Below are 13,921 nucleotides of genomic sequence, written 5' to 3' on the forward strand. Positions count from 1 at the left end.
GTTAAATTACCCCTTGACCTGTGGCGAAAATAGTAGTAAAATAGAAATGTAAATACAATAATTGAAAGGAATGTTCATCATGCCAAAGTTTATCGTTGAAACATCTGCACGTCACGTTCACGTTACTCAGGAAACTCTTGAAACGCTGTTCGGAAAGGGTGCAACACTTACAAAGAAGAAAGATCTTTCACAGCCTGGTCAGTTTGCTTGTGAGGAGAGAGTTACAGTTGTAGGTCCTAAGAAAGAGCTTGCAAATGTTTCTATCCTCGGTCCTGTAAGAAAAGCAGACCAGATCGAGCTTTCAGCTACAGACGCACGTTCTATCGGCGTTGCCGCTCCTATCAGAGAGTCAGGCGACACAGCAGGCTCAGGTGCTTGCAAGCTTGTTGGCCCATGTGGCGAAGTAGAGTGTTCTGAGGGCGTTATCGTTGCTAAAAGACATATCCATATGACACCTGCTGACGCTGAAACATTCGGCGTAAAGGATAAGGATATCGTTGCAGTAAAGATAGAATCTGCAGAAAGAACAGCTATCCTCTGCGACACTGTTATCAGAGTAAGCGACAAGTTCGCTCTTGCTATGCACATTGATACAGACGAGTCAAACGCTGTAGGTGCAGGCAGAGAGCAGTACGGCGAGATAGTAAAGCTCTAATTTCATAGTACATAAAAGACCGCTCATCATAGGGCGGTCTTTTTTTCATATAAAAAAATCATCGCCGCAGGCGATACCATAATTCCTCACTCCTAACTCCTCACTAATAACAACGTTTCGATTGACACAAAACTCCACCTGTGATATAATTTTCTTGTAAAACACATAACGCAAATATGGAGATCATAAAATGAATAACGATACAATAAAACTTATACGAAAAACCTCAAACGTAAATTCACTTATGGTGATAATTTTCTATATGCTTGATATCGCACTTATAAGACTTGGCGACTTGGCGGTGTACCATATCGCAGGAAAGTCAGCCTACTATGAGGATATCGCTCAGCTTGTGAGCTACTGCATACAGTATCTCGTGGTTGTGCCAATAGTTCTTGTGGTATTCAGACTTGTGAGTGGCAAAAAAGAGGGACTTAAAATAACAGCCTGTTTCAGAAAGCCCTCAATGCCTGCAAAATGGGTAGCAAAATGGATCGTCATATCATTCGGGCTTATCTATGCCGCAAATTATATCAACACATTTATTTTCTCATATGTGCAGAAAGCTTCGGGAACGAGCCTTAAAGGCGTTGACTTCACCTCAAGCGGCACTGCCCTGGGGGGCGTAACGAGCGTGCTGGCAATGTCAGTGCTTGCACCGTTTTTTGAGGAGCTTATGTTCAGAGGTACGCTTTTCAGAAATGCTGAAAAATGCGGTCAGCTCACAGGCATTATAATGGTGGGGCTGACATTCGGTCTTTGGCATGGAAGCTATCAGCAGATACTCTATGCGGCTGTTATGGGAATGTGTGCCTGCTTTATGGTTGCAAAAACAGGATCTATCTTCCCATCTTTGATACTTCACTTCACCATGAACACTATCGGAGCAGTCCAGAGCGTCGCACTAGGCTCGATAGATTTTCAAAAATTCGCCGCAGAACTTGAAAAAGGTCAGATCACAGGCACAGCACCAATGATAATAATTGCTGTCGCACTGCTTTCATTCGGACTTATGATAGCTGGTCTTGTACTTTTTGTAAAAGAGCTTAGATATCATCGTGAAAGTTTCAGGCTCATAAACTTCTGCCCTGACGTTTCACAAGGCAAAAAGATAGTCATCTATCTCACCGCACCTGTTACCATACTCGCCTTTGCCGGGCTTATCTTCATCACAGTCCGCGCAGCTTTAGGTCTTGGGCTATTCTAAAATACGCATAAAAATAACGCAGACTTTTTACAGCCTGCGTTATTTTTTTATCAGGAGTTATTTATTATGATTTAAGGCTTGCGATCTTCTGGTTAAGTTCCTTGATCTCGGAATCTACAGTTGCAGAATACTTCTCACGAACCTGCGTCCATGTGGACTGTACACCCTCTTCATTAACATTTGAAGCATCACTGTAGAGTGCGTCAACAAGGCACTGGTTTCCGTCAAACTGCTTTCTGTCGCCGAGAGCGGAAGATATACCGTAAGCATAGTCGAAGAGCATAAGGTAATCGTCAGAAACAACGTCCATTTTCACATCATACATCTCGTCTGTCCAATTAGGGTTGTTCTCCATGAACTTGTCCTTGTTTGTCTGCTCATACTTAGGATCTGTCTTTGAAGCTCTTACGCACTCAAACCAGCACTTAACAGCTTCGCTTCTTGTTGAGCCTTTTACCCACATGAAAGCTGTCATATCAGAAGTTGTTATCTTCTGCTGATTATCGTCATACTGAGGAATAGGAACAACGCCCCAGTTCTCGCCCTCCTTTGGAGTCTGGTTGCCTGTGTAAGCCCACTCGCCCATTGCATAGAACAAGCAGTTCTGATTGAAGCAATCTCTTGCAGAGCCTACCCAGCCGTTGAGGATAAGTCCGTCCTTCATCATATTGTAAAGGAAGTTCTGAGCCTTTTCTATATCAGGGTCGTTAAGATTGCTTGAAAACTCGTTTGTTGCAGGATCATAGTTTACAAGACGCTTGCCTGTCTGCTGAACAACGTGCGCTCTGAAGAAGCCGTTTACGCCGTAACGCTCAGTATCAGCCGGTGCGTTGCCAACATATGAGGACATGATATCCTCCCAATTCTTCCAAGTCCACTCATTGTTTACATAAAGCTCATATGGATCGTCAAGACCCTCTGCGTCAATGATATCCTTATCATAGCAGAGCATCGCAGAAGCAGAATAGCCAAGAGGTGCAACATAGTGCTTTCCATTGAGCATGAACTGATCTGCTGTATCCTTTGTTGCAGACCACAAAGGCTGGCTGAAATCAACTATGCTGTCGATAGGCTGATACATATCCTTTACTACCTGTGAAGGGAATGCGAGCCACTCATACTTGAATATATCAGGAATATCCTTGTTAGCTGTGATAGCAGCAGCAAGATTATCAAATCTGTCCTCATTTGAAGTCTGCTGGAATCTTATCTTTCCGCCCTTGCTCTCAAAAAGCTGAAGCTCTGTGCTCTTCTCAGGACTGCCCTTAGTAGGGTTAAGGTCGCCCTCACCGAGATAAAGTATCTCTTTTTCAGCACCCTCAGGGATAGCCTCGATAGATTCCGTGTCAGCTACCGCAACGTTCTCTGTTGCAGAAAAATCGTCCTCCGCCTTGCTTGAAGAGTTTGATGAGCTTCCGCAACCCGCTACTCCTGTTGCCATTGACAAAGCCATTACAGCCGCTATGTACTTTTTGTAATTCATAAAATATTCCTCCATAATTCAATATTTTAGCATCAGAGCTGTCCGTATGTAGTTGATGAGTTCATATATTAAATCTTGCTATAATTATACAACACATATAAAGCTATTGTCAATCACCATTATAGCACAATTATCAGCAATTTCATTGTACACTTTGCACAATAAAATCCATATGTATTGTTAAAACGCAATATTACAATCAGTATCGTTTAAAATATGCGCATAAAGTTCAAATATTTAATATGCCCGTTTTGAATGAATATACAACAGATACAAGAGCTTTTTGTAGAAAACATTAACCAAAACAGCAAAATATGTACAGCATTTATGCAGTTCGTAAAACTTTTTTCATGTAATCGTTTGATGTTTTCAGTGGTACTTGTAATTAGCGAATTATTATAGTATACTTGTTTAAGAAGATTTTTTTACCGAAAGGAAATTGCTTGATATGACAGATTTTGAAAGAAACAAAACAATGGTGACAGCCAAATATGAGGCTCTCATCAACAGAAAAAACATTGTGTCAGACAGCTACAACGGAATTTATGACAGATACGTTTACCCTGTTCTGACAGCCGCACACGCACCTATTATCTGGAAATATGACATGAACCCTGAGACAAATCCATACTTCATGGAGAGATTGGGCATAAACGCAGTTCTGAACTCAGGCGCTATTTATCTCAACGGCAAGTATTACCTTGTTGCAAGAGTTGAGGGCAATGACAGAAAGTCATTTTTTGCAGTAGCAGAAAGCGACAGCCCTGTTGACGGCTTCCGTTTCTGGGACTTCCCTGTTCAGCTTCCTGACACTGAACCGGAGGAAACAAACGTATACGATATGAGACTTACTCAACATGAGGACGGCTGGATATACGGTGTATTCTGCTCAGAGAGCAAGGACAAGACTTCAAACGATCTTTCTGCCGCTACAGCTCAGGCTGGAATCGTAAGAACAAAGGATCTTAAGACATGGGAAAGACTTCCTAATCTCAAATCCAAGTCACCACAGCAGAGAAACGTTGTGCTTCACCCTGAGTTCGTTGACGGAAAGTACGCATTCTACACACGTCCACAGGACGATTTTATCGAAACTGGCTCAGGCGGAGGAGTATGCTTCGGTCTTTGCGAAGACATCACAAACCCTGTTATCTGCACAGATGAAGTTGTTATCTCACCAAGGCAGTATCACACAATCACAGAGGTAAAGAACGGTGCAGGCGCAGTGCCTATCAAGACACCAAAGGGTTGGATACACATTGCACATGGCGTAAGAAACACAGCCGCAGGTCTTAGATACGTAATTTATGTATTTGCAACTGACCTTAAAGACCCTTCTAAGCTAACCGCTTCGCCGTCAGGACTTTTCATTGCACCACACGGCAGTGAAAGAGTGGGTGACGTATCAAACGTTGCGTTCACAAACGGCGCGATCGTTCGTGAAAACGGCGACGTGTATATTTACTACGCTTCATCAGACACAAGACTTCACGTTGCGGCAACAACGATCGACAAGCTTATGGATTACACATTCAACACTCCGTCAGACCCACTGCGTTCTGTTGATTGCGTAAAGCAGAGATGCGAGCTTATCAGAAAAAATCTCGAATATCTTAACAAATAATATATCAAACACAAACAGACGGCTTCTGCTGTCTGTTTTTTTGTACACTAAAACTTTCTTCAAGTCTGCCATATCCGTGCATAAATATTGCACTACCCATGTAGGGGACGTCGTCCTCGACGTCCCCTGGTTGTTTGCCCGACGAACTATACGTTATCCGCACGGCATGTCTACACAAATCTGTGACAAAGCCAAAACTTTGACGCTACCAGAAACGGGACGTCGAAGGCGCCGTCCCCTACAATTATGCTATGGTTTGTCTGCCGCAAAACTGCTGAATCCCTTTACCGCAACTTTTTTTATATACCCTCTTGCAATCGTCCACAATCTATGGTATAATTAATTAATAAAAGCACAATATATGCAATATCACGCACAACATTTTCTCTTAACTAAGGAGTGTTAATAATGAGATGTCCTTTTTGCAACTATGAAGATACAAGAGTAATAGATTCACGTCCAAGCGAGGGAAAAAAGCGTCGCCGCCGTGAGTGTCCGAAATGCGGAAAGCGTTTCACTACTTATGAAGTGGTCGAAAAGCCACAGCTTATGGTATACAAGCGTGACGGCTCGTTTGAGCCTTTTGACAGACAGAAGCTTATAAAAGGCATTCAGAACGCTATCAAAAAGCGTCCTGTCAGTGTTGATGATATGAAAAACCTTGTTGACGATATAGAGAACACCTTTGCAAACAAAATGCAGACTGAAACCACTACAAGTGAGATAGGCGATATGGTGCTTATGGGTCTGAAAAAGCTTGACCACGTTGCATATGTGCGTTTTGCTTCCGTTTACAAGGACTTCTCTGACGTTGATTCGTTCATTCAGATAATCACTGAGCTTTCTGACAAGAAGAAATAAATAAGAGCGTTCCGATAATTTTCGGGACGCTCAGCCTGTCGCAAAACCCCTAGATTCATCTCGAATCAGGGGTTTTGCTTTTATGCAATCAATAAACCAACAATAAATGTAATCAATTTTTGTAAAAAGTGTCAAAACAAAGCAATCTACACTCCGTGGAGAGATTCATATTGTAAAAGATCTGGTTGAATCTGTTCCGAGCAATATAAAACAGCAAGTAAAAAAATGAAATTTGGTCAAAAGAGCCAGCCTGCTCTAACTGAATACACGTTTCACCTATATAGGACAGAACTCGGGTGAAATTTGCACTCGTTTACAAAAGATTCAAAAAGAATCTACAAGCTGCATGATCAGGCATAGGCGATATATTGCCCTGTCCGTTAAAATGACAATGGGCGGCATAGTGATGATCTTACGCCTGTGATCGACACCAAACAGCCGAACCTGATGACAGATGTGCTGACTGCCCTCATTTTTAAGTATAGCTGGAAAAATATCGCTGTGCCGTATATTCCAAAATCAGAATTATCTTTGCTTTCAGCTCTGGAAATTTCATATTTAAAATAGAGTTCTAACAGACATTATCTGTCTTATGAAAGCAGAAAGGACTCCGTAACCGTTTGGTTACTGAGTCCTTATTCTTCTTATTGTATTTTTCATACAGCAGTCTGTTGCCGAGAAGGAAATGACGGAGATGATTTTAGAAAGAGGATATTAGCACGCATAGTTAAAGTGACTTTTTATAATCATTACCACCAAAAAAGTGGTGGTTTGCTTTGCTCCAAAAAGGAACTGTTACTGGCTTTGCCCCTCAAAAGACTCCGAGGGTTCAGCACCGCATTACATTCACTGGCAGCCCTTATATGTTAGGTGCATAATTTCATTTGTTTATAACCTCCGTGTATTTTAATTTAGTAATGCAGTCACCAAATTACTACTATTTTATCATATTCGGAGGTTATTTCAAAGCGTTCGCTGAAGCTTTTTTATGTCCCCGGTAGAACCGGACGTTTAATTACGCTAAAGCGCCCAAAAGAGCCCTCGAAAACGCTTTCAGGGCGTTTCCGAGAACCTGCGATCAGTGTTGAGTTTTCTTTATCCTGAATACAGCAAACACTATAGCTGCCACAAGAGCCGCTGCCCCTCCGGCTATCCCCAAGATAAGCGGGAGACTGCTTTTTCCCTCTCCCTTTTCGGCAGCGGAGGAAACAGCTTCTCTTGTATCAAGAGCTTCCTTATCCTTGGCAATTACCAGAAGCGATACCGTCCTTGGCTCCATTTCAAGAGTCAGGCTGCTGCCGTTCAGTGTCACAGCCGGGTTTGAATCGGTCATATCAAATAACTGTGCTGACATACTGTTTATCCCGTAAAGGTGAGCGTACTTGTACTCGTTTCCAAGCTCGATATTTGCGGTCGTTTTGTCGTCAAACGCCTTGTTTGTCACTACGAGGGTGATGACGTCCTCGTTATCTCCGTTAATTGCAGCATAGGCGGTCGAGGTCTCGATATCGTCCGTGGTACAGGACACAAGCGTATCGCCAAAGCCGCTTCCGCTGCCGTCATAGTTGGTATACAGATTGATCGCGGCAAGCTGATACTGTGCGTCCATTGTAAACAGATTGGCAGCATAGATCCCGTTCTGCGCAAAAATGCCGAGGGTGTCCGCCTCCATTATAGCACCGCAGACATCGTAAGCTCCCTGAAAATCATATTCAGTGATGGCAAGCTTTGTGCCGGGGTAATAGGTATCTATTGACTCCTTAAGTGCCGGAAGTATCGGCAGGAACTCTGCGCCTGCGTCGGTTATCCAGCTGTCCTCGGTGTAGGTATCGTCCCAGAAGCTTCGGGTCGAGTTCAGCTTATTGTAAACACAGTCGGGATCGCCATAATGCTCGCAGTAGCGCTTTCCGCAGGCGCCCTTTGCCTCGGTGTAAAAATGCACATCGAGCACATCGAGCAGTCGCCTGCCGTTCTCGTCCTCTGCCTTCTTCATTTCGTCAAGATAGTAATCTATAAACCATTTGTACTCGGGGTTGTCGTTTTTTATCTCTTTCCAGTCAGGCGCATCGGCGAAATTCGTAAACGCCCCGTAGCCGAAAAGCGCAGGACCGAATATCTCGGCATTCGGGTCAATATCCTTTACTGCCTTAGACATAGTTACCGACTTTTCAACGATCTCAGCGCAGGTGGTTTTTTCGGGATGAACGAGTGAGTGAGTGCTGCTCCACAGCCCCGGCTCATTGTCGAGAGAATAGCCCCTGATGCCGCCGTTCTGTGAGTCGCCAAGGGTGTTCACAAGGTAGTTTACAAACTCGTCCATATAAACAGTGCCGTCATTCAGATCGGGCGTCAGGCTGAATTCATCGCCCTTTACAAGTTCAACCTTTTTCCAGCGGTCAGAGGGCGCTCTCTCAGCCTTGCTGACCTCGCCGTTCATGTCGGCAGAAACGTAGCCCGCAAGCTGCAGCGTCATAAGAGGGTATGCGCCCTTTGCGGTGCAGACCTCATTCAGCTTCAGAGCGGCACAGCCCGGCTTGTCCTTCATATCCTCCGGAACATTCTGCTGAAAATATCCGTCGGAGATGTTTTTCCAGTCAGCTCCTGCATTTGAAGCGTTCGTTTCCCAGTTGTAAGCGCTGTAGCGGTTGCCGCCCGCACGCACCGCCTTACAGGAAACGTCATTTTCCATAAGCTCCGCATTAACGCCGTAAATATAGGGAGAGATCGCTTTTCTGTCCTTGCCCGTATCAACGGTTATGTTCACTGTTCTGCCCGATGAAGTGCCGCTCACCGAAAGCGTGCAGCTGAGCATTATGGACATTGCTGCCATAAAAGCCGCAAGATTTCTTATTCGCATAGTATCACTGTCCTTTTTAATCAAGCTTCACAAACGCTGCCGAGCCTGCTCCGATAACGCAGCTGTTGCCGCTTATCTCTGCACCGCTCCCGAAGCTGTATATAACCTCTCCAAGTGAGCCGCCGACCGTCAGCTCATAGGCGGAATCGGTAGGGTTTACTGCAACGAGTATTCTCTCGCCGTCAAAGCTTCTGACATATGCAAGAGGTCTGCCCTTTGCGCCGTCGCAGACAAACTCGATATCTCCAAGGCTTTGCAGAGCTTTGTGCGCCTGTCTTACTGCAATTAGCTTTTTGACCTCGCTGCGCAGCGAATTATTGACGGCAATCTGCTTCTCCGCAGTCGGTCTGTCGGGGTCGGGGTCAAGGGGGATATAGAGCTTCTCTGCCGGAGCGGAAGAAAATCCTGCATTTTCCGAGCTGTCCCACTGCATAGGTGAGCGCGAGCCGGTCCTGCTGTAACCGCCCTCAACAGAGTTCAGCCCCTCAACGTAATTCATGCCGATCTCATCGCCGTAGTAGATGTAGGGTGCTCCCGGCATCGACAGCAGGAAGGCAAAGGCAAGCTTTCTGCGCTCTCCTTTGATGTGACGGGCGAGTCTGTCCATATCGTGATTGCCCGAGGGTATGCAAATCAGTCCCTTACGCTCCGAACGCTCATAGCTGTCCATATATTTGGACACAAATGCCGATGCGTCACCCTCTCCGCTGAAGAAGGGCTTTTCATTTCTGAACAGGTCGTTGTAGTGGGAAGACCCGAAGTGCAGCAGGAAGTCCATATGAAAGCCACCTGCAAGACTCTGGTAAGGCTCTCCCCACTCGGAGACCATTGCGGCCTCGGGGTATTCCTCGTCAAGAAATGCCCTTATGTTCTGCCAGAGGGCGATGTTGCCCTTCTGATCCTCATCGTTTTTGACAAGTGAACCTGCCATGTCCACACGAAAGCCGTCACAGCCCCGTGAAAGCCAGAAGCGCATTACGTCCTTGAGCGCCTCCCGGGTAGCTACAGCGCCCTCGGAATCCATAGACTGCTGCCAGGGAGCGTTCGGCTTGTAGAAGCCGTAGTTAAGAGCAGGCTGGTGGGTGAAGAAATTGACCGCACAGCTGCCGTCACGTTCGGATATGCCCCTTATTGACGGGTAGCCCGCAGGCTCCTCCCAAACGCTGTCCGTCCAGACATAGCGGTCGGTGAACTCGTTGCGGTCGGCCTTCATGCTTTCTTTGAACCAGGGGTGCTCCCATGAGGTGTGCCCCGGCACGAGGTCAAGCAGAACGTGCATACCCAGCTTGTGAGCCTCCTCGAACAGACGGACGAGGTCGTCATTTGTGCCGTATCTGGGGGCTACCCTGCAATAGTCCGAAACATCGTAGCCTGCATCCAAAAAGGGCGATTCAAAGCAGGGGTTTATCCATATCGCCGTGCAGCCCAGCTCCTTGATGTAGGGCAGCTTTTCGGTGATGCCGTTTATATTTCCGATGCCGTCACCGTCCGTGTCCTTGAAGGACTGGGGATAGATCTCATAAAATACTGCGTCGTCGAGCCAGTCAGGTCTTTTTGCCATAATAATTACCTCCGTATAAATATTCGTCAAGGGGTTGATTTGTTTGCTTCTGTATGATATAATACTACATATTGGAGAAAAAATCTACGCCGATAATATCATAAACCGATACTATAATACTTTTATGGTGATAATATGGAAAAAGCCGCATTAAAAGAACACCGCCGGCACAGCACAGCCGACAAGCCGTTTTCTTACTATATCTCGAATATTTCCGAATACTTTCCCAATGTTCCGCTGCACTGGCATAAGGAATTTGAGCTTAATGTCATTCTGGAGGGCAAGGGTGATTTTGTAACGGGCGATAAACACTTTACAGCTTACAAGGGCGATATTGTGCTGACGCTGCCTGACATGCTCCATGCTGTTTATCAGCATGATGACAAGAGATGTGTCTACGATACCCTTGACCTTGACGGCTCCATGCTGGGCAGCCGTGACAATGACCGTGCCGCAGACGCGTTTATCGCACCTCTCATTTCAGGAGCGTACAGTATAGAAACTCACATTACCCCCGAGCATTGCTATTACAGCGAGCTTCTGACCACGGTGGAAAATATGATAAGTGCCGCCAAGGGTGACACGCCCCTTCTTGATATGCTGATAAAAAGCGAGCTGCTGCGGTTCATGTTCCTGCTCTATGAGAGCGGCAGCATTTCTAGGAACGGTTTCGTAAAAAAAAGCTCACTGATGCGCCCCGCGATAGAGTACATCAATGAGCATTTTACTGAGCCCCTCACCATAGACCAGCTTGCGGGCGTTGTTCACCTGAGCAAAAGCTATTTCATGGGTGCATTCAAGAGGGAAACCGGCGTCGGAGCAATGGAATATATAGCCCAGCTGCGCCTGAAGCTTGCAAGAGAGCTTTTGAGAGACACCGACAAAAGCGTTGCAGATATAGCTTTTGAATGCGGATATCACAACCTCTCGAACTTCAACAGGCAGTTCAGATCCGCCGGCGGCTGCTCTCCCAAGGAGTACCGCTCACGCTGCACAGACTCAGATCAGACAGTACAGAATGATTGAAAGGTTATCATTAAGCTGTACAGCCGTGTTTTCACTGTAGGTTTGTCAGACCGCTGCGGCATGAAAAGCTGGCTGCACGAAAAGGCTCAGAATGCCGCCCCTGACGATACTGCAATGGTACTTAGAACAGATATGGGCGGCTTGAAGGCGATAAATGACACCTTTGGCCATGCTGAAGGAGACTATGGGATCAGAACCGTCTCGAATGTTGTTCAGAGCATTGCCAGTAATGAAGAGATATGTGTACGCACAGGCGGTGATGAGTTTTGTCTTATAGGGATAGGAAAATACGCTGATGATGAACCGCAAAGACGGACAGAACGCTTTTTAAAAACACTCGAAGCTGTGGGCCGAAGTTCCGACAAGCCCTACGAGATAACAGCGAGCATAGGGTGGGCAAGCGCTCCTTACAGTGAAAATGTTGTAAGCGAGCTGCTCAAGACCGCTGATGAGCGAATGTATGAAAATAAGCTGATGAGAAAGAAAAACAGGATATGACATACAGTCATATCACTGCTTAGGGGTAAAAAATCTGATATCATTTGCGTACTTATAATACCTACATTAGCTGCCGAATACACTCAGACACGGATAACCGTCCTGCTTCAGACGGCTATCCGTGTCTTATTATTACAGCTTTTCCAAATAGAAAATTCAGCCCTCAAAAGTTGGATCGCCGATCCCTCCGTGATATTATTTCTTGAATTTGCTGCTTATCTCGGCAAACTGTGATGCGATCTTACTCCTGCGCTCTTGCAGCTTCATCGACCTCTGCTGCTACCTCAGCCGCATCGCTCCAGTCCACAGCACTACCGATCAAGGCACCGTAGCCGCCCATGATCATCATTCCAAGCGATCCGCCTGCGATACTGAGGAGGAAACCGATAAGACCACCGACAGCGGTATCATTCGATGTTTGCGCACCCGTGTCGAAGCCGTCAAGTGTCTTGATCGAGTCCTCGGTATTCTTTGCGATGATAGCCTGAGATACGACATAATCATTTGTCACTGACCTTGCTTTAAGCTCTGAAAGCGCTTGAAAGCCCTCGCTTTCAACGCAAAATTTACGATAATGATGTTTTCCATAAAATATCCTCCTTGTTAAAATTAAAATCGCCTTTGCACCGCAACTGATCGTAAGCATTACGTTCATTCGGCTTACTATCATCAAAGCACAAAAGCGATAAATTTACCACTACAGAAATGCAAAAAGTGTTCGGACTTTAGAGTATCTCAACAATATTATCCATGACCTCAAAGATGATCTCTTTCAGGTCTTTGGTGCTGACCTTGTCCGGTGAGGACAGCCAGAAAGGTGTATGCACCGTTTACAGCGGAAGCCACCATTTCAGCGATAAGGACATAGTTTTTTTATTGTGACCTTTTCGGGATAACGCAGTTTGAATTTGAGCTTGGTACAGCTTTTCCATTTTTCAATGAAGCATAGATTCGGCTGAGTTATCATAAAAGCATGAAAGACGCTCCAATGCTCCTTGAGTAAAAGCTCTATACCTTCAAGAGCTTTATCCATATCTGCCATTGACAAAGGTCTGTTCAAATTTCAACATTCATAAGTCCACGGATCAGCTCATCCTAGATCTCAGCTCTTACCCTCCTCGATGTCCGTCATCATTGCTTTGAATCCGTCACGCTCGAAAGTTGTTCCCAAAACCACGTCATCGACATAGTAAACGGTATTACTAAAACCATTATCCGCTGCATACATCTTGAGGATAGCCATTGACGGATTTTGAAATCTTTGGTATAGTGAATATGGGGAATCGCAGGAGCGACGATGAGAGAGAACCAGAAGAAGTCACACAGCGACTTTCACATGATACAAGGCTTGGCAGAGGGCGCTGCCACTACGATCCCGAATTGAGAAAAACAGAAAAAGGAAAACTGAAAAGATCAAAGACGAGAACAAGCGTGATCTGTACCTGAAATGTCTTTTTGACGCTTTTTTACTACCTTTGGTTCAAATGCCTTTGCTGTCTTAATATCATACATCTAAAAAATCAACCTCCTGTGTTATTTCTATTTTACCGCAGCTTGCTGACTTTTTACAGCTTTTTCAGAGTGGCGATCTTTGCCGCTTTTGTTATGCAGGTTTAAGTCGGCATCCGACAGAAGTAAAATGTTAGAGAACCTTGTTGCATGGTGTATGAAAACATGATATACTTAAATTGGAAACGGATAATATTCTGAAATGGAGACAGGAAGGAAGTGACTGTATGCTGCCGATATATATGGCATTGATCGATGATGAGAATGTATCAGATTTTGAGGTACTATATAGAGCGTGTAGAAATAAAGCATACATAATTGCTTATAAGATACTAAAAAACGAAAGTCTTGCGGAAGAATGTGTTTCAGAAGTCTTTTTTTCTGTTGCGAAGAATTTCAAAAAAGTTAACAATTTAGTTTCTTACGAACAGCATAAATATATTGTTATTAGTGTTAGGAACAGAGCTTTTAACATTCTTGCAAAAGAAGAAAAAAATACATTGAATTTGCCATACGAAGATGATATTTATTTTAACGACGATAAATATTCGGAATTTGATAAGGAAAAATGGTCTGATTTCATAAGGAAATTAAATAAAACTGATAGAGATATACTCTATCTTGTATGCGTCCAGGGAAT

At 44.9% G+C, this 13,921-nt stretch carries 13 protein-coding genes and 1 pseudogene; 8 read left to right on the plus strand and 6 right to left on the minus strand.

All coding sequences use genetic code 11. The features are described from left to right. Positions 1–79 precede the first annotated feature (79 nt). Positions 80–655 carry a phosphate propanoyltransferase gene (locus DWW81_RS06330; protein WP_038671236.1) on the plus strand — a complete coding sequence of 192 codons (576 nt, stop codon included), beginning with the start codon at positions 80–82 and terminating at the stop codon, positions 653–655. 190 nt (positions 656–845) lie between these two features. Further along, positions 846–1,862, plus strand: coding sequence for a CPBP family intramembrane glutamic endopeptidase (locus DWW81_RS06335; RefSeq protein ID WP_117897675.1), 1,017 nt, complete (start codon positions 846–848; stop codon positions 1,860–1,862). Positions 1,863–1,926: 64 nt separating this feature from the next. On the opposite strand, the gene DWW81_RS06340 is transcribed toward DWW81_RS06335, so the two are convergent. Beyond that, complete coding sequence (locus DWW81_RS06340; RefSeq protein WP_181982683.1) at positions 1,927–3,345, minus strand: extracellular solute-binding protein; 1,419 nt, start codon at positions 3,343–3,345, stop codon at positions 1,927–1,929. A 448-nt stretch (positions 3,346–3,793) separates the two neighbouring features. Between DWW81_RS06340 and DWW81_RS06345 the strand changes: the two genes are divergently transcribed. Both DWW81_RS06345 and nrdR read left to right on the plus strand, forming a co-directional pair. Continuing rightward, positions 3,794–4,969: a glycosidase gene (locus DWW81_RS06345; RefSeq protein ID WP_117897673.1), complete on the plus strand. Its 1,176-nt coding sequence runs from the start codon at positions 3,794–3,796 to the stop codon at positions 4,967–4,969. A 408-nt stretch (positions 4,970–5,377) separates the two neighbouring features. Then, positions 5,378–5,830 carry a transcriptional regulator NrdR gene (gene nrdR, locus DWW81_RS06350; RefSeq protein ID WP_022288601.1) on the plus strand — a complete coding sequence of 151 codons (453 nt, stop codon included), beginning with the start codon at positions 5,378–5,380 and terminating at the stop codon, positions 5,828–5,830. 1,078 nt (positions 5,831–6,908) lie between these two features. On the opposite strand, the gene DWW81_RS06355 is transcribed toward nrdR, so the two are convergent. Together DWW81_RS06355 and DWW81_RS06360 are read right to left on the minus strand one after the other, a co-directional pair. Beyond that, positions 6,909–8,687 (minus strand): glycoside hydrolase family 44 protein, encoded by a 1,779-nt coding sequence (locus tag DWW81_RS06355; RefSeq protein ID WP_117897672.1) that lies wholly within the window; start codon positions 8,685–8,687, stop codon positions 6,909–6,911. 16 nt (positions 8,688–8,703) lie between these two features. Next, on the minus strand, positions 8,704–10,248 hold the full coding sequence (locus DWW81_RS06360) for an alpha-amylase family glycosyl hydrolase (RefSeq protein ID WP_117897671.1): 1,545 nt from the start codon (positions 10,246–10,248) through the stop codon (positions 8,704–8,706). Between the two features lie 135 nt (positions 10,249–10,383). Here DWW81_RS06360 and DWW81_RS06365 point away from each other — a divergent pair, with 135 nt between their 5' ends. Beyond that, complete coding sequence (locus DWW81_RS06365) at positions 10,384–11,274, plus strand: AraC family transcriptional regulator (RefSeq protein ID WP_117897670.1); 891 nt, start codon at positions 10,384–10,386, stop codon at positions 11,272–11,274. Between the two features lie 42 nt (positions 11,275–11,316). After that, positions 11,317–11,772 carry a GGDEF domain-containing protein gene (locus tag DWW81_RS06370; protein WP_278307835.1) on the plus strand — a complete coding sequence of 152 codons (456 nt, stop codon included), beginning with the start codon at positions 11,317–11,319 and terminating at the stop codon, positions 11,770–11,772. A 241-nt stretch (positions 11,773–12,013) separates the two neighbouring features. On the opposite strand, the gene DWW81_RS06375 is transcribed toward DWW81_RS06370, so the two are convergent. From DWW81_RS06375 to DWW81_RS06385, 3 genes and pseudogenes are all read right to left on the minus strand, one after another. Further along, the gene (locus DWW81_RS06375; protein ID WP_181982956.1) at positions 12,014–12,442 is read right to left on the minus strand and encodes a hypothetical protein; all 429 of its coding nucleotides are present in this window, start codon (positions 12,440–12,442) and stop codon (positions 12,014–12,016) included. Positions 12,443–12,622: 180 nt separating this feature from the next. After that, positions 12,623–12,814, minus strand: coding sequence for a hypothetical protein (locus tag DWW81_RS06380; protein WP_117897667.1), 192 nt, complete (start codon positions 12,812–12,814; stop codon positions 12,623–12,625). A gap of 66 nt (positions 12,815–12,880) precedes the next feature. Then, a pseudogene (locus DWW81_RS06385) lies at positions 12,881–13,012 on the minus strand (resolvase); the annotation flags it as partial. A 35-nt stretch (positions 13,013–13,047) separates the two neighbouring features. On the opposite strand from DWW81_RS06385, the gene DWW81_RS13110 reads away from it, so the two are divergent. Next, on the plus strand, positions 13,048–13,218 hold the full coding sequence (locus tag DWW81_RS13110; RefSeq protein ID WP_181982955.1) for a hypothetical protein: 171 nt from the start codon (positions 13,048–13,050) through the stop codon (positions 13,216–13,218). Positions 13,219–13,523: 305 nt separating this feature from the next. Then, positions 13,524–13,921: sigma factor (locus DWW81_RS06390; RefSeq protein ID WP_278307838.1), on the plus strand; the 398-nt coding region annotated here is incomplete at its 3' end.

Origin of the sequence: Ruminococcus sp. AF17-1AC (assembly GCF_003461385.1) — a bacterium.
In the GTDB taxonomy this organism is placed as follows: Bacteria; Bacillota; Clostridia; order Oscillospirales; family Ruminococcaceae; genus Hominimerdicola; species Hominimerdicola aceti.